The organism is Streptomyces sp. NPDC002623, from assembly GCF_053592635.1.
On record NZ_JBSFWB010000005.1, the window covers coordinates 301,517 to 316,292 of the forward strand.

General features: G+C 72.5%; 13 protein-coding genes. 6 read left to right on the forward strand and 7 right to left on the reverse strand.

The window, feature by feature from the left end; all coding sequences use genetic code 11:
• Nucleotides 1-118: 118 nt before the first annotated feature.
• The 5 genes from ACWD4O_RS11605 to ACWD4O_RS11625 form a co-directional block, all read right to left on the reverse strand.
• On the reverse strand, nucleotides 119-724 hold the full coding sequence (locus ACWD4O_RS11605; RefSeq protein ID WP_451279579.1) for a GTP-binding protein: 606 nt from the start codon (nucleotides 722-724) through the stop codon (nucleotides 119-121).
• Nucleotides 725-790: 66 nt separating this feature from the next.
• Nucleotides 791-1,201: a DUF742 domain-containing protein gene (locus ACWD4O_RS11610; RefSeq protein ID WP_451279661.1), complete on the reverse strand. Its 411-nt coding sequence runs from the start codon at nucleotides 1,199-1,201 to the stop codon at nucleotides 791-793.
• Between the two features lie 22 nt (nucleotides 1,202-1,223).
• Nucleotides 1,224-1,661, reverse strand: a complete 438-nt coding sequence (locus tag ACWD4O_RS11615; RefSeq protein ID WP_398425570.1) for a roadblock/LC7 domain-containing protein — start codon at nucleotides 1,659-1,661, stop codon at nucleotides 1,224-1,226.
• The gene (locus ACWD4O_RS11620) at nucleotides 1,658-4,285 is read right to left on the reverse strand and encodes a sensor histidine kinase (RefSeq protein ID WP_451279580.1); all 2,628 of its coding nucleotides are present in this window, start codon (nucleotides 4,283-4,285) and stop codon (nucleotides 1,658-1,660) included. Before ACWD4O_RS11620 ends, ACWD4O_RS11615 begins: the two co-directional genes overlap by 4 nt.
• Nucleotides 4,286-4,364: 79 nt before the next feature.
• Nucleotides 4,365-5,159 carry an MHYT domain-containing protein gene (locus tag ACWD4O_RS11625; RefSeq protein ID WP_451279581.1) on the reverse strand — a complete coding sequence of 265 codons (795 nt, stop codon included), beginning with the start codon at nucleotides 5,157-5,159 and terminating at the stop codon, nucleotides 4,365-4,367.
• Between the two features lie 152 nt (nucleotides 5,160-5,311).
• Here ACWD4O_RS11625 and ACWD4O_RS11630 point away from each other — a divergent pair, with 152 nt between their 5' ends.
• Nucleotides 5,312-5,911 (forward strand): class I SAM-dependent methyltransferase, encoded by a 600-nt coding sequence (locus ACWD4O_RS11630; RefSeq protein WP_451279582.1) that lies wholly within the window; start codon nucleotides 5,312-5,314, stop codon nucleotides 5,909-5,911.
• A 153-nt stretch (nucleotides 5,912-6,064) separates the two neighbouring features.
• Here the strand turns inward: ACWD4O_RS11630 and ACWD4O_RS11635 are convergent, their stop codons facing one another.
• Nucleotides 6,065-6,949, reverse strand: a complete 885-nt coding sequence (locus ACWD4O_RS11635) for an oxygenase MpaB family protein (RefSeq protein ID WP_451279583.1) — start codon at nucleotides 6,947-6,949, stop codon at nucleotides 6,065-6,067.
• Between the two features lie 98 nt (nucleotides 6,950-7,047).
• Here ACWD4O_RS11635 and ACWD4O_RS11640 point away from each other — a divergent pair, with 98 nt between their 5' ends.
• Complete coding sequence (locus ACWD4O_RS11640; RefSeq protein ID WP_451279584.1) at nucleotides 7,048-7,386, forward strand: hypothetical protein; 339 nt, start codon at nucleotides 7,048-7,050, stop codon at nucleotides 7,384-7,386.
• Nucleotides 7,387-7,525: 139 nt separating this feature from the next.
• Nucleotides 7,526-8,476 carry a hypothetical protein gene (locus ACWD4O_RS11645; RefSeq protein WP_451279585.1) on the forward strand — a complete coding sequence of 317 codons (951 nt, stop codon included), beginning with the start codon at nucleotides 7,526-7,528 and terminating at the stop codon, nucleotides 8,474-8,476.
• Nucleotides 8,477-8,554: 78 nt separating this feature from the next.
• On the opposite strand, the gene ACWD4O_RS11650 is transcribed toward ACWD4O_RS11645, so the two are convergent.
• Nucleotides 8,555-8,737, reverse strand: a complete 183-nt coding sequence (locus tag ACWD4O_RS11650; protein ID WP_451279586.1) for a hypothetical protein — start codon at nucleotides 8,735-8,737, stop codon at nucleotides 8,555-8,557.
• Nucleotides 8,738-9,013: 276 nt separating this feature from the next.
• Here ACWD4O_RS11650 and ACWD4O_RS11655 point away from each other — a divergent pair, with 276 nt between their 5' ends.
• The 3 genes from ACWD4O_RS11655 to ACWD4O_RS11665 all read left to right on the forward strand — a co-directional run bounded on the left by ACWD4O_RS11655 (nucleotide 9,014) and on the right by ACWD4O_RS11665 (nucleotide 14,771).
• Nucleotides 9,014-11,923 (forward strand): SNF2-related protein, encoded by a 2,910-nt coding sequence (locus ACWD4O_RS11655; protein ID WP_451279587.1) that lies wholly within the window; start codon nucleotides 9,014-9,016, stop codon nucleotides 11,921-11,923.
• Nucleotides 11,920-13,257, forward strand: coding sequence for an SWIM zinc finger family protein (locus ACWD4O_RS11660; RefSeq protein ID WP_451279588.1), 1,338 nt, complete (start codon nucleotides 11,920-11,922; stop codon nucleotides 13,255-13,257). The genes ACWD4O_RS11655 and ACWD4O_RS11660 overlap by 4 nt, the downstream gene beginning before the upstream one ends.
• Nucleotides 13,258-13,427: 170 nt before the next feature.
• Nucleotides 13,428-14,771 carry an esterase-like activity of phytase family protein gene (locus ACWD4O_RS11665; RefSeq protein ID WP_451279589.1) on the forward strand — a complete coding sequence of 448 codons (1,344 nt, stop codon included), beginning with the start codon at nucleotides 13,428-13,430 and terminating at the stop codon, nucleotides 14,769-14,771.
• The last annotated feature ends 5 nt before the right edge of the window (nucleotides 14,772-14,776 follow it).

Below are 14,776 nucleotides of genomic sequence, written 5' to 3' on the forward strand. Positions count from 1 at the left end.
GTGATCCTCCACCTCGCCGGAGAATCTGACCGCAAGCCTTCCCCAGTCCCTGCCGCCGGAGCAAGGAGGACGGCGGCATGGCGTGGAGGACGACCTGAGCGGGCCGCGGACGGCGACGTCAGCTCACGGAGTCGAGCAGCCGGGCGGTGTGCATCCGCCCGGCGTACTCGACCAGCCGGATCAGCACTTCCTTCCCCGAGTCACGGTCACGGGCGTCGCACAGGACGACGGGGGTGCCCCCGTCGAGGTCGAGGGCGCGCGAGACGTCCTGAGCGCCGTATGTCCGTGTGCCCGCGAAGCAGTTGACCGCCACCACGAACGGGATGTGGCGATGCTCGAAGTAGTCGACCGCGGGAAAACAGTCCTCGAGGCGTCTGGTGTCGGCCAGGACCACCGCGCCCAGGGCTCCCTGTGACAACTCGTCCCACAGGAACCAGAAGCGGTCCTGGCCCGGGGTTCCGAACAGGTAGAGGGAGAGACCGGAGCGGATGGTGATGCGGCCGAAGTCCATCGCGACGGTCGTCGTGACCTTCTGGTCCACGCCGTCGGTGTCGTCGACCAACTGACCGGCTTCGCTGAGCAGTTCCTCGGTGCGCAGCGGCTTGATCTCGCTGACCGCGCCCACCATGGTGGTCTTGCCCACGCCGAACCCGCCGGCGACCAGAATCTTCAACGCCAGGGGGGCCGTCTCCCCGCCCGTGGCGTCGGAGTGCTCGGAGGCCATGGATCACTTCTCTCGGTCGTGTCGGCAACGGCAGAAGGCATGCACAAGTCGGGTCTGAACGTTCATCTACAGCGCTCGCAGCCCCTCGATCACTTCGCGCAGAATCCGTTCGTCGGGCAACTGCGCGGGCGGGACCGGACGGCTGACGGTGACGCAGCCGAGTTCCAGCAGGTCTCCGAGGAGCACCCTGACCACGCCCACGGGAAGGTCCGAGCCCGCCGAGAGTTCGGCGACGGACTGCGTCTCCGTGCGGCACAGGTCGATGAGGGTGCGGTGTTCCGGCCCGATGGCCATGCCGCCCGTGCCGGGCGCGCCCGGGTCCAGGGTGACCAGGGCGATCAGGTCGAAGCGCACTCCGCTGGGGCCGGGTTTCGTCCGTCCGCCCGTCATGGCGTAGGGGCGGACGAGCGGGCCGGCCTCGCTGTCGTACCACTGGCTGCCCAGCTCACGCGGGGCGCTGGTCATGTCCTCGGTCATCTGCACGGGCCGCTCTCTCGCGTCATCCGGTGACGGGCGGCCGCGCGGCGAGGCGGGTCGGCGTGTAGAGGTGTTCTCCGACCCGCTTGACCAGCCGCGCCATCTCGTACGCGACCAGACCTATGTCGGCGGTCACCGCGGTGAGGACGGCCAGGCAGGAGCCGTCGCCCGCTGCGGCCACGAAGAGGAAGCCGTCGTCCATCTCCACCATGGTCTGGCGGACACCGCCGACGCCGAAGTGCCGGCCCGCGCCCTTGGCGAGGCTGTGGAAGCCGGAGGCGACGGCGGCGAGGTGTTCGGCGTCCTCCCGTCTGAGGTCGCTCGACGCGCCGACGGCCAGGCCGTCGTTGGACAGCACCACGGCGTGCCGCACCTCGCTCACGCGCATCACCAAGTCGTCCAGCAGCCAGTCGAGTTCGCCGGACCGCTGGGCCGGCCTCGTGCTCGGGTCCTGGATCATGCGGGGTCTCCTTCACTGCTCTCACTGCCCGGTGCGGGATCCGGGATGACTCGACGGCCGGACTGTCTGCCGCCGCCCCGGGCCCAGCCGTCCCGGTAGGCGGTCATCCGGTCTCGTACGACCTCGGGGGTACGCCCTTCGTCCCCGCGCGGGGAGCTCGCCTTGGCAGGCTCCTCGGAGAGTCGGTGGCGCAGCTGAGGGGCGAGACTGGCCTGGCGTACCCGGCGCGGAAGGTCGTCCGATCCTTCGGAGTCGTCCGGGGGGCGGTGCAGGCGCAAGGCGGTCACTCCGGGTGGCGGGGGGTCGGCCGCCACGGGTTCGGCGGCGGCTCGGACGGGCGCCACCAGCGCGGGGCGGTCGGCGGCGGCGGGGACGGCCTCCTGGCGCCGGTCGGAGGCGTATCGGTCGGGGGCATTCCGGTCGTGGGCATGGCGGTCGTGGGCATGGCGGTCAGCGGCGTTGCGACCGTCGGCGTTGCGACCGTCGGCGTTCCGGTCGGCTGCGGGCACGCGCGCGTACTCGCGTTCTGAAGACTGCTGTTGGATCTCCGCCGTCTCACGGGCGGAACGTTCCGGCTTTCCGTTGTGCAGCAGGGCGGTCGGCAGCAGGACGACCGCTGTGGTGCCGCCGTAGGGCGAGGTCCGCAGGTGCACCTTGATGCCGTGGCGGGCGGCGAGCCTGCTGACCACGAACAGGCCGAGTCGGTCGCTGTCGAACAGGTCCAGGGCCTCGGACTGCGCGATGCGCCGGTTGGCCTCGGTCAGGGTTTCCTTGCCCATGCCGAGGCCTCGGTCCTCGACCTCGACGGCGTATCCGTTGCCGACGGGTTCACCGGTGACCCGCACACGTGTGTGCGGGGGTGAGAACTGGGCGGCGTTCTCGACGAGTTCGGCGAGCAGGTGGGTCAGGTCGGCGACGGCGGTGCCGATGACGGCCGCCTCCGGGAGCTGGCGCACCTCCACGCGCGCGTAGTCCTCGACCTCGGAGACGGCCGCGCGGATCACGTTGGTGAGGGAGACCGGCATGCGCCAGGCCCGGCCGGGCGCCGCCCCGGAGAGGATGATCAGGCTCTCCGCATGGCGTCGCATGCGCGTGGTGAGGTGGTCGAGCCGGAAGAGGTCGCTCAGTTCGTTCGGGTCGTCGGAGCGGCGTTCCATGCTGTCCAGAAGGCTCAACTGGCGGTGGACGAGGACCTGGCTGCGGCGGGCGAGGTTGACGAACACCCCGGAGATGCCGCTGGCGAGCTCGGCCCGCTCCACGGCGGCCCGCAGCGCGGCGCGGTGCACGGTGCCCAGAGCCTCGGCGACCTGGCCGGTCTCGTCCTCCGAGGGAGGTCCGGGCGGGGCCTCGGCGCGGACGTCGATCTCCTCCCCGGCGCGCAGTTTCCGCATGGCCTCGGGGAGCTTGCGCCTGGCGATCTCCAGGGCGCTGTTGCGCAGGCTGACCAGTTCGACGACGAGTCCGCGGCCGATGCGCACGGAGATGACGAGCGAGGCGACGACGGCGGCGAGGCCCAGCAGGACCGCCGCGCCGGCCGTGGTGAGCAGACCGCGGGTGAGCGGGTCGGCTCGGTCGGCGACACCGTGTCCGGCGTCCGCCTCGATGGTCCGCATCCCGTTCTGCACGCGCGTGTGGGCTGTGTCCCATGTGCTCGCCGGAGCAGCCGCGATCGCCTTCGCACCCGCCCGGCCTGCGAGCACCTTGTCCTCGGCGGCGTACAGGGCGGCGTAGGCGCTGCCGGCGGCAAGTCGCTGCCAGGCGGCGCCTTCGGGGCCACGCAGGTCCGCGACGGCCGACTCGGTCAGGGCACGACGTGTGTCGACCGCGCCGGTGAACAGCCGCAGGCGCTCTCCGTCGAGGCCCCCGGCCAGGCGGGCGCCGGCGAGCACGACGTCCTCCTGGGCCAGTGCTTCTCCCGCGCGGGAGAACTCGAGCAACACGCGCGCGTCCGAGCCGAGTTCGGCATCCTGGATGCCGGAGAGGGCTCCGCCGACCGAGAAGGCCGCCGAGATCGTGCTCGTGTACCGGCCGTACGTCTCCTCCCAGCCGGCGCTGCCGTCGAGCACCGCGGTCCGCATCGAGAGGAGGCCTTCGGCTCCGGACACGAACGTCTCGAGCCGCTGGGCGACTCCTGCGGGCAGGTCCTGGCCGTCGGCGACGGTGCTGTCGTCGCCGAGCCGCAGTGCGGCCACCGCGCGGTCGGTGCGTTCGGCGAGCGCCCTCAGGTCGCCGTCCTGCCCGGGGGCGGGATGGGTGGCGTACCGGACGGCGGCCGCGCGCTCGGTCTGCAGGGCGGCCACCGCGGCCGCGACGGGGGCACGGACCTGGGAGTCCACGCGCTGCAGCTGGCGGAGCCGGGAGACGTCCTGCGCGGTGGTGACGGTGGCGTACGCCCACAGCGCCAGCAGGGAGACAACGGGCACCATCAACAGACAGACGATCTTGGCACGCACGGTGCGCGGCCGGAGCCGCAGGCGTTCCGCGCGCGGGGGTATCGCGTCCGCCGAGGCGTCCGCCTGCTCGTCCGGCCCCTCGTCGGCGGGGGGTCCGGCGTGGGCGCGGCGCCCGCGCGTGGGGGGCGGCGCGTCGGCGCCTGCCGTCGGGGTCCTACGGGGTGTACGCATGGCCTCCTCGCTCGGAAGTGGTACGTCGGAAGGGGTACGTCGGAAGGGGTACGGGGGACGTGCCGGGCGGCCGGTGTCGTCAGACGGTCCGGGCCTGCTGTCGGCCGACGCGGCTCTCCATCGGTTGCTGTGCCGAGGCGGACGCCTCGCGCTCTCCCGTGGTGGGCGACAGTGCGACGAAGGCCGAGGTCAGAAAGAGGTAGGACCCGAGGCCGACGGCGAGGGGGAAGATGAACTGCATCGCCGTGGCCCCGGGCAGCGCGTCGCCGGAGGGCGTGACATGGACGCTCACCGCGAACATCCCGGTGTAGTGCATGCTGCTCACCGCCGCCCCCATGACGAGGGAGGCGAGGGTGACCGCGATCGGCGACTTGATGTTGAGGGCCGCCCAGAGGGCGGCGGTCGCCGCGACGACCGCGATCAGGACGGAGAGGGCGACGCGCACCGGGTCGTAGGTCACGTCACCGTGCAGCCGAACCGCGGCCATGCCCAGGTAGTGCATGCTCGCCACGCCCAGGCCGGTGGTGAGCCCGCCGATCAGCAACGCGCGCGTGCGTTCGCGGCTGTAGCCGACGGCAAAGACGCCGGCGCAGACGACGATCATGGCGACGAGGAGGCTGAGCACGGTCAGCGGAACGTCGTAGCGGATGTCGGTTCCGCTGACGCCGAAGCCGAGCATGGCCACGAAGTGCATGGTCCAGATGCCGGTGCCGATCGCCGAGGCCGCGGTGATCAGCCAGTTGCGGCGTGAGCGTCCGGTGGCGCCCAGCGCGCGCACGGTGCAGCGCAGCCCGAGGGCGGCGCCGATACAGGCCATCACGTACGACAGCGCGGGGGTCAGCCAGCCGAAGGCTGCGTGGTCCAGGTGTCCCATGGCCACGGGACGCTAGCCGGGGCACGGGAGCACAAAGGGGGCGCATTTCGAAAGGTGTTGGAAAGTGGCGCAGAAGTACGCCGGAACGATCGGGTCACGCTCGAACATGCGCGCCGGGGCGTCATCCATGCCGGTGAGAGATCATGCGGAGCATGAGCGACGACCACACACACGTTCAGGAGTTCTTCACCGCGCGCGCCGCGGACTGGGACCGCCGGTTCCCCGACGACGGCCCCGCCTACGCCTCCGCGGTCGGCGAACTCGGTCTGCGCGAAGGGGACCGCGTCCTGGACGCGGGCTGCGGCACAGGACGTGCCCTGACGCCGCTGCGGGCAGCCGTGGGACGCTCGGGAGTGGTCGTGGGAGCCGATCTGACCCCAGCCATGCTGGCGGCCGCCGTACGGGCGGGACGCGACCGCGACGGACGGCTGGTGGTCGCCGACGTCGCCGCGCTCCCCCTGCGCTCGGAATCGCTGGACGCCGTGTTCGCGGCAGGCCTGATCGCCCATCTGCCGCGCCCGGCGGAGAACCTGCGGGAACTGGCGCGGGTGGTGCGCCCCGGCGGCACTCTGGCGCTGTTCCACCCGATCGGCAGGGCGGCGCTCGCGGCCCGCCAGGGTCGGCAGATCACGCCGGAGGACCAGCGGGCGGAGCCCAACCTCCGCCCGCTGCTGGCCGGTTCGGGGTGGCGCATGACGTCCTACGCGGACGAGGACGCCCGCTTCCTGGCCCTGGCTGTCCGCGAAGGCTGAGACTCGCCGAATGGGCTGAGGCTCGTCGAGGGCCTGAGGCTCACGCCTCTCCGGCGACCGCACGCACGAACGCGTCGGGGCACGGCGGGGGTCCGACACGTGACGTCCGGATCGCCGGGCGGGCGATCACCGAGCGGCTGATCACCGAGCGGCTCAGTCGTCCGCGTGCCGTACGGGGCAGCCGCCCACGCCGGGCACCGGGCGGGTGCCCAGTTCGGCGAGCCGGTAGCCGTTCGGGTAGCCCTTGATCTCCCAGTTCTGGCGCGCGTGGTGGGGCGTCCGGCGCGGCGGCAGCAGCCGCACCGCGCGTCCACGCGCGCGTACCGCTCCACGCACCAGCGTGCGGGTGACGGGGCCCGGCGGGGTGTACCGGAAGGCCTTGAGGAGCGGTTCGTCGAGCAGGGCGAGCGTGGCGGTACGCAGGACGGGTGCCAGCGGCTTCGGATACCAGGAGGCCATCAGGGTGAGGGTGGCGTCCGACACCCGTCGCGCATCCTCGTCCCAGGCGAAGTGGACCTCCTCGTAGGCGTCGAGGCAGGTCTCGAACTCCTCGTAGGTCCCGGGGATGTCCTTGATGCCCATGCGGTGCCCCAGGGCGCGGTAGTACTCGGTGCAGGCGACGATCTCGTGGCGTGACAGCCTGCGCCACCCGTAGGCGTCGATCCACCGCTTGGGCATCACGACGAAGGTGCACAGCACGTACCGCATGTCGTCGTTGCCGATGTCGTAACTGCGGTGCATCTCGTTCATGCGTCGGACTGCCGTACGCCCCTGTTCGCTGTCGAAGCCGTGCTCGACGACGGCGTCCAGCAGGAGCACGGTGTCGTCGTAGCGCTTCTGGGCGCGGTCCGTAAGCTCCGCCGTCTGTGCGAGCAGACGCCCGATGCCCGGTACCGCGTACGTGCGGTACAGGGCCAGTTCCAGGGCGCGGGTGAAGTCCCACGGGAACTCGTACGCCGACGTGAGCCGGTAGATCTCCAACGCGTCCTCGTACGGGTCCATCCGCCGGATCTGCTCGAGCCGCTCGAAGCGCTTCACCGCTGCGTCCCCCTTCTGCCGCCGTGACTCCAACTCTAGGTTGAACAGCAGGAGATGAACGATCAGTTGCGCGACAGCGCAGGGGGAAGGCGGTCGGCATGTTCGGCAGGATCCGCGAGGCCCACGGGAGATTCCGCAGATTCCGCGACGCGAGGCGCGCGCGGTCGCGTCCGGACGGGGAAGGGCGTCCGAACGGGGCGTCGCGTGCCGCCGGGAAGCGCACCCCCAACCTGTTCGAGGCGGCCGCCGCGTACGTCTCGGCCTGCGCCGAGGACGACCAGGACAGAATCGACGAAGCGGCGGGCTGGGTGTCTCCGGAGGCGCTGTCCTTCGGGGTCAACGAACTGGCCTGTCGCGCCGTCATCGCGCTCGCGCGGGAGCGCGACGAGTCGCCGCGGGCGGTGGCCCGCGCGCTGCTCGGACTGCCTGCGGGGTGACCTGTCCAACGGTCGAAGGTGGTCGATTCGCCCCGTCCGGACGGAAAACTGCAGCTCCGGGTATGTCGGGGAGTCGTGACAAGGGCCTTCCCGCCGCACTAGGGTGCGCGCCGGTGGACGAACCGATGGGGAGGCTGGGATGGCAGGGACGGACGAGGACGCCGTCGCCGCCGCGGACGATGCGCTCTATGTGCTCACGGCGGTGTTGTTGACGCCTGCGAAGTTCCCGAGCGCGCTGGGCGACGACTACCCGGAGGCCTGTGCGGCGCTCGGCCTCGCGCCGCTCGCCGACGGGTACGGCCTGGTGCTGGGCCAGGACGGCGAAGGCGCGCGATGGACCGTCGTCATCGACGACGTGTCACTGGTCGCGGTCGCCATCGCGTCGTGGGACTGCGGCATGGAGTACGACCTGTCGCCCGGCGAGCGGACGGTCGTCGCCGCGCTGCCCGGCTGGCCGCTGGCGGTCGCCGTCGCGGCTCCCGGCGTGCCCGCGCCGCACGATCCCGCCCCGGAGGTGACCGACAGCCCCGCGCTGTGCCCTCCGGACACGAGCACCTGGGGCCCGGCCCAGCGGCGGCTGGGGGCCGACGAGATCGCGCTCCAGTGGGCCCTGTGGCGTGAGCAGATCGACGACACGGAGTTCGCTCCCCCGCGGCAGGCCGCCGGGGCGGACTCGGGCTCGGGCACGGACGAGGAGGACCGGGGCGACGGGGCCGACCAGGCCGCCGACGGCTCCGGGAAGGCCGACGGCGGATCCAGGAAGGCCGACGCCGCCGACGAGGTCGATGGCGGCCATGGGGTCGAGAAGGGCGCGCCCAAGGGCCACCGCGGTATCCGACGCGTCCTGGCGGAGGTGCGCGCCTATGTGGACACCCCGCCTCCGCTCGGTCGCGTGCGCTCCTCCTTCGCTCCCGGTGATGCGCGTACTCTGCGCGCCGACGGCCCCGGCTGGTCGCTGGTGGCCAGGACCGACGACATCGCGTTCGTCCTGCTCGACGATGAGCCGGGCGAGGTGCTGCCGGTCGGCCGCGGTCCCGAACTGCCCGGACTCCTGGAGGCGCTCGACAAGATGGCGGTACGGCCGCTCTGAGTCGAATGAGGCCTTACCTCGCCGACCACGCCGGCTCGGGCCGCCGGACGACGGGGACCGAGGCTCGGTCCCCGTCGCTCACCGACCGAGCTCCTTGCGGGTGACACGGCGCAGCCTGCGCCGCTGAGACGGATCCAGCGTGAGGTAGGCCGCCACCGGCACCCCCACAATGATCAAGAAGGCCGCCCACCAGGGCAGCCAGATCAACAGGAGGAGCCCTACCGCCACACCTCCTGCGGCGATCTTCGCGTTCTTCGACATGTGCGTCGCCTCCTTCGCGGCCATTGCCGCTCTCTGCCATGAAAACGGCTCCACGCCGTCCGCGGTTCCGGACCCGACCCTGAGACCTCCCTGAGCTACACCCCCGAGACGCCCCTGAGAGCCCCTGAGAACGCTTCGCGTCGGTTCTCGGGCGAGCCCTGCCGAAGCCTGTCCCAGTGGTAGTGCGCGTTCCCCGGCGAAGTGTTGTAACCTCGGCGACTCCGCCTCCAGTAGTCAAGTTTGAGGAGAAGGTTCATCGCCGCGCCGAGGTTCCCCGTGGAAACATCGACCGAGATCTCTGAGCTGGCCTCTTTCAGTGCCGTGTTCGTGCCCGGTGCCCCGGCCCGTACCGGCAGCGTCGCCTTCTGGCACCCCGGCGGCGACGCGCCTCCCGTCGTCCCGTCGGCGTCCGTGCAGGATCTGTCCGTCGTCCGGCCGGCCGCAAGTGGTGTGGCCCTCGCGCGCGTGCCGGCCCTGCTGTTGCCGGTGCCGGACGCGCTTCCCGTCCTCACACGCGCGCGTGTCGCTCCGGAGGCGCACCGGGCCACCGCCTTCTGGGGTGCGGCCGCCCTGCTGGCCCTGCGGTGCGTCGCCCGTGGCCTGCTGCTGCCCGGCCTCTCCCCGGACGACCACGACGCCTGGCGGGTCGGCCCGCTGGGTCCGGACGACGTCGAGCAGGTGCGCAGGCTGGCCGCCTCGATGCCACCCGAGGCGCACGCCGTGCCGGTGGACGAGAGCCCGCCGCTGAGACTGACCGATCCCGAGCGGCTGCTGCGCTCCTTCCTGGACGCCGTCGCGGACGCACTGCCCCGCACGCCCGCCGCGGCCCTCGTGACGGGCGGACCTGCCTACGCGGCCCATCCGCCACTGCGTACGCCGGAACTGCGCACGTGGACGGCCGACGTCGCCGCGGGCCACGACGCCGGCGTACGGATCTCGCTGCGGATCGAGGTCTCGGGCATCGACCTGTCCGGGATCGACGTCGACGGCTCCTGGGCCGACTTGACCGGCAGCGACGCACCCGTCGGCGGGATCGGTCCCTCTGCCGCCGGGCAACCGGCGCCCCGGTTCCGGGCCGTGCCGCAGGTGCACAGTGTGAGCGATCCCGCGCTGGTCGCGGACGCCACCGAGATCTGGGGCGGGTCCGGTGCCGCGATCGAGCGGTTCGGCCCGCGCGCGCGGATGGACGCCCTGCTCGCGCTGCGCCGTGCGGCCCGCGCCTGGCCCGCGCTCACCCCCCTGTTGTCGGCTGCCGTCCCGGACGCCGTCGATCTCCTCGACGAGGAGGTCACCGAACTGCTGGGGGAGGGTTCGCGAGCACTGGCCGGCGCGGGGGTGGAGGTGCACTGGCCGCGGGAGTTGGCCCGCACGCTCACCGCCCGCGCGGTCGTCGGGCCGCCGGAGCACGGAACGGGGCCGGATCGCGCCGGATCGGACACGCCGTCCTTCCTGTCGGCGGACGCGCTGGTGACCTTCACCTGGTGGTTCGGGCTGGGCGACCAGCAACTGACGCGCGAGGAACTGGACCGGCTGGCCGAGGCCAACCGGCCTCTGGTTCGGCTGCGTGACCAGTGGGTCCTGATCGACCCCCGGGAACTGCGCCGTGCCCGCAGTCAGCAGGACCGCAAGATGACGCCCGTGGACGCGCTGGGCGCGGCTCTGACGGGCTCCGCCGAGGTGGACGGCCGCCGGGTCGACGTGCAGCCCACCGGCTGGCTGGCGGCCCTGCGGGAGCGCCTGACGGGGCCTGAGGCGCGGGAGCCGATCGAGCAGCCCGCCGCGCTCAAGGCGACACTGCGGGACTACCAACGGCGCGGCCTGGACTGGCTGGCCCGGAGCACGGCCCTCGGACTGGGCTGCTGTCTGGCGGACGACATGGGGCTCGGCAAGACGATCACGTTGATCGCCCTGCACCTGCACCGCCAGACGGACGCCGAGACGGCGGGACCCACCCTCGTGGTCTGTCCGACGTCCCTGATGGGCAACTGGCAGCGGGAGATCGAGAGGTTCGCGCCGGGCACGCCGGTGCGCCGCTTCCACGGGCCACGACGTGACCTGGAGGCCCTGGCCGACGGGGAGGTCGTGCTCACCACCTACGGCACGCTGCGGCTGGACGCGGGCCGGCTGGGCGAGGAGCCATGGGGTCTGGTCGTGGCGGACGAGGCGCAGCATGTGAAGAACCCGTACTCGGCGACCGCGCGGGCGCTGCGCACCATCGGCTCACGCGCGCGCGTGGCGCTCACGGGCACCCCGGTGGAGAACAATCTGTCGGAACTGTGGGCGATCCTGGACTGGACGACGCCGGGCCTGTTGGGCCGGCTCGGGGCCTTTCGTACGCGGTACGCGCGCGCCGTCGAGGCCGGCGGGGATCCGGCAGCAGCGGAGCGACTGGCCAGGCTGGTGGGACCGTTCCTGCTGCGCCGCCGCAAGTCGGACCCGGGGATCGCCCCCGAGCTGCCGCCCAAGACCGAGACCGATCGTCCCGTCTCCCTCACCATGGAGCAAGCGGGCCTGTACGAGGCCGTGGTGCGCGAGACTCTCGCGGCGATCGCCGAGGCCGACGACATGGCGCGACGCGGGCTGATCGTGAAGCTGCTGACCGGCCTCAAACAGATCTGCAACCATCCGGCGCAGTACCTGAAGGAGGAACAGCCGACGACGGCCGGACGCTCCGGGAAACTGGAGCTCCTGGACGAACTGCTCGACACTCTCCTCTCCGAGGGGGCGAGCGTGCTGATCTTCACACAGTACGTGCGCTTGGCGCGTCTCCTCGAACAGCATCTGGCAGCACGCGGCGTGCCCACTCAGTTCCTGCACGGCGGCACGCCCGTCGCCGAGCGCGAGGCCATGGTCCAGCGCTTCCAGGACGGTGAGGTCCCGGTGTTCCTGCTGTCGCTCCGGGCGGCCGGCACCGGCCTCAACCTCACGCGCGCGGAGCATGTCGTGCACTACGACCGCTGGTGGAACCCGGCCGTCGAGGCGCAGGCCACGGACCGGGCGTACCGCATCGGCCAGACCCGGCCGGTGCAGGTGCACCGGCTGATCGCCGAGGGCACGATCGAGGACCGCATCGCCGACATGCTGCGCCGCAAACGGGACCTCGCCGACGCCGTTCTCGGGGCCGGCGAGACGGCGCTCACGGAACTGACGGACGCCGAGCTGGCCGACCTGGTGGAGCTGCGATGAACCGGCACGACAGCGCCGAGGAACGAACCTTCGCCGCGTTGCCTCCCGCGCGCGGGAAGGGATTCGCGCAGACGTGGTGGGGTCGGGCGTGGCTGGCCGCGTTGGAGGACGGCGCGTTGGACGGGGAGCAGGTGCGGACGGGCCGCCTGCTCGCACGCGCGGGCGCCGTGGGCGCGGTGTCGGTGCGGCCGGGGCGCGTCACGGCCGTCGTCCAGGACCGCGATCGCACGTCGCACCGGGCCGACGTACTGCTCGACCGGCTCTCGGACGCGCAGTGGGACCGGTTCCTGGACCTGGCGGCCGAGCGGGCCGGGCACGTGGCCGCGCTGCTCGACCGCGAGATGCCGCCCCACCTGGTCGAGGACGCCGGGGCGGCCGGCGTCGACCTGCTCCCGGGACTGGGAGACCTGGAGGCGGAGTGCGACTGCGGCGCGTGGGACCAGTGCGGTCACACGGCTGCGGTCTGCTATCAGATGGCGAGGTTGCTCGACCAGGATCCGTTCGTCCTGCTGCTGCTTCGGGGGCGCGCCGAGCAGGCCCTGCTGGACGACCTCCAGGCGCGTGGCACGGCTGCTCGGGCGGGATCCGAGCCGACCCGGTCCGAAGGGGTGGACGCGGCGCAGGCGTACGCGGCCGGGAGCATCCTGCCTCCGCTGCCCGACGCGCCCGGGCTCCCGGGGGAACCGGGCGTCCCGCCCTCGTTGGACACGGATGCGCCGCCCCCGTCGGGGGTGGAACCGGCGGCGCTGGCGATCCTGGCCGCCCGGACGGCCGTCGCGGCGCATCTGCTGCTGGCGGAGGCACTCCGTGAGGGGGCCGGACGACATGCACCCCAGGCCGCACCCCCAGCCCAGGCCCAGGCCCGAGCCGAGTTGACGCTCGGCCAGGACGCGGTCCGGCTGGCGGCGGGCGTTCTCGAGGGCCCGCAGGCAGTGGACGGACCCACCGCCGACGTGGTGGGCCGTCTTGCCGCCGGGTCGGGGCGCAGCCGGGAGCAGCTGGCGGCGGCCGTGCGTGCCTGGCGGCTCGGAGGGGCGGCCGCGCTGTCCGTGCTCGAGGAGGAGTGGACCGTAGCGGGCGAGGCGCTCGCACGCGCGCGTGCCGCACTGGACTCGGCCTGGGAGGACGACGAACGGCCCGTGCTGCGGGCGCGGGGGAACCGGTGGACGGTGGTCGGCGAAGGAGCGGCCTGCCAGCTGCGCCTCGGGCAGGACGGCCGTTGGTGGCCGTACCGCAAGGAGCGGGGCCGCTGGACGGCGGCGGGGGACGCGGCGCACGATCCGGCGACGGCCTTGGCGGTGGCTCGATCCGACAGCGAGGAAGCGCTTTCCTAGGCTCGGTTCGCCTCCGGTCCGGACCGGCAGCGACACCCTGCTCCGGACCGGGCGTCGGCCCGATGGGCGGCCGACGCCCCGCGTTCACCCGCAGGCCGCACGGCGTTCGGCGCGTGCGCCAACTCTGGCCGCTGTCAACGAACTTGCCGAACCGCCCCTCAGGAGGCCCGATGTCCCCGCACGCCACCGGCAGGCGCCGCGTCCACCGTTCCGTCGCGGCGGGTGTACCCCTCGCCGTACTGGCCGCGCTCGCCACCGCCGGACCGGCCGCGGCGGGTACGTCGTCCCACACGGCACATGTCACCCGGACCGCGACGCTCGGCGACATCCCGCTCGGGGAGTTCAGCAACGCCCTGCTGCCCGGCACGGTGGCCGACGACCGGGGCGTGGACCTCGGCGGCATCGGCAGCGACATCTATCCCACGGGCCGCAAGGGCGAGTTCTGGACGGTCACCGACCGCGGACCCAACGGCCAGATCAAGGTCGGCGGCACCAAGCGCCGCACGTTCCCCGTGCCGGGGTTCGACCCGGCCATCGTGCGGATCCGGGTGTCGGGAGACACCGTGAAGGTGTTGCAGGCGATCCCGGTCACCACGTCGTCGGGGAAGCCCGTGACGGGGCTGTCGAACCAGGAGGGACGCGATGAGGCGCCGTACTCGTACAACGCCCAGACGCCCCTGTCCTACAACCCGAACGGGCTGGACACCGAGGGCATCGTGCGGGCGGCGGACGGGAGTTTCTGGCTCGTCGACGAGTACGGTCCTTCGCTGGTGCACGTCTCCGCGCGCGGGAAGGTGCTGACGCGTTACGTGCCCGAGGGGCTGAAGCTGACCGGCACGGACTACCCGGTGATGGAGGCGCTGCCCGCGGTTCTGCTGCACCGGAAGGTCAACCGTGGCTTCGAGGGGCTCGCCCAACTCCCGGGCGGCGACCTCGTGCTGGCGGTGCAGAGCCCGCTGTCGCTCCCGGACACGGCAGCGGGAGAGGGCTCGCGGACCACGCGACTGCTGCGTTTCTCGCCGAAGAAGAAGGCGGTCACCGCCGAGTACGCGTACCGCTTCGACCCGGTCGAGGTGGTCGACCCGAGCGAGGACGACACGTCCGAGCTCAAGATCTCCTCGGTGGTCTCCGTGGGCGGTGACCGGCTGCTGGTGGAGGAGCGCACGGACAAGGCCGCACGGCTGCAGCTGGTGCGGCTGAGCCGGTCGGCGAACATCCTGGGCAGCAGCTGGGACGACGACGCGACGACGCCGTCGCTGGAGCAGCTGGACGACCCCGCCGCCGCAGGAGTCCCGGTGCTGTCCAAGCGGCTGGTCGTCGACCTGGGCAAGGTCGCCGGGGTGCCCGGGAAGATCGAGGGCGTCGCGCGCGTGGACGACGACACGCTGGCGCTCATCAACGACAACGACTTCGGGATGACGGACGGCACCGGGGCGTTCGACGCGCAGGGCCGACTGGTCGACAGCGGCATCGAGACGACCGTCACCTACGTGCGGCTGCCGCGGGGCATCTGAGAGAC

Excerpts from the sequence above, each read along its gene's own strand:
- ACWD4O_RS11605 (WP_451279579.1), bottom strand. The coding sequence starts at position 724 with ATGGCCTCCGAGCACTCCGACGCCACGGGCGGGGAGACGGCCCCCCTG.
- ACWD4O_RS11610 (WP_451279661.1), bottom strand. The coding sequence starts at position 1,201 with ATGACCGAGGACATGACCAGCGCCCCGCGTGAGCTGGGCAGCCAGTGG.
- ACWD4O_RS11615 (WP_398425570.1), bottom strand. The coding sequence starts at position 1,661 with ATGATCCAGGACCCGAGCACGAGGCCGGCCCAGCGGTCCGGCGAACTC.
- ACWD4O_RS11620 (WP_451279580.1), bottom strand. The coding sequence starts at position 4,285 with ATGCGTACACCCCGTAGGACCCCGACGGCAGGCGCCGACGCGCCGCCC.
- ACWD4O_RS11625 (WP_451279581.1), bottom strand. The coding sequence starts at position 5,159 with ATGGGACACCTGGACCACGCAGCCTTCGGCTGGCTGACCCCCGCGCTG.
- ACWD4O_RS11630 (WP_451279582.1), top strand. The coding sequence starts at position 5,312 with ATGAGCGACGACCACACACACGTTCAGGAGTTCTTCACCGCGCGCGCC.
- ACWD4O_RS11640 (WP_451279584.1), top strand. The coding sequence starts at position 7,048 with ATGTTCGGCAGGATCCGCGAGGCCCACGGGAGATTCCGCAGATTCCGC.
- ACWD4O_RS11645 (WP_451279585.1), top strand. The coding sequence starts at position 7,526 with ATGGCAGGGACGGACGAGGACGCCGTCGCCGCCGCGGACGATGCGCTC.
- ACWD4O_RS11650 (WP_451279586.1), bottom strand. The coding sequence starts at position 8,737 with ATGTCGAAGAACGCGAAGATCGCCGCAGGAGGTGTGGCGGTAGGGCTC.
- ACWD4O_RS11660 (WP_451279588.1), top strand. The coding sequence starts at position 11,920 with ATGAACCGGCACGACAGCGCCGAGGAACGAACCTTCGCCGCGTTGCCT.
- ACWD4O_RS11665 (WP_451279589.1), top strand. The coding sequence starts at position 13,428 with ATGTCCCCGCACGCCACCGGCAGGCGCCGCGTCCACCGTTCCGTCGCG.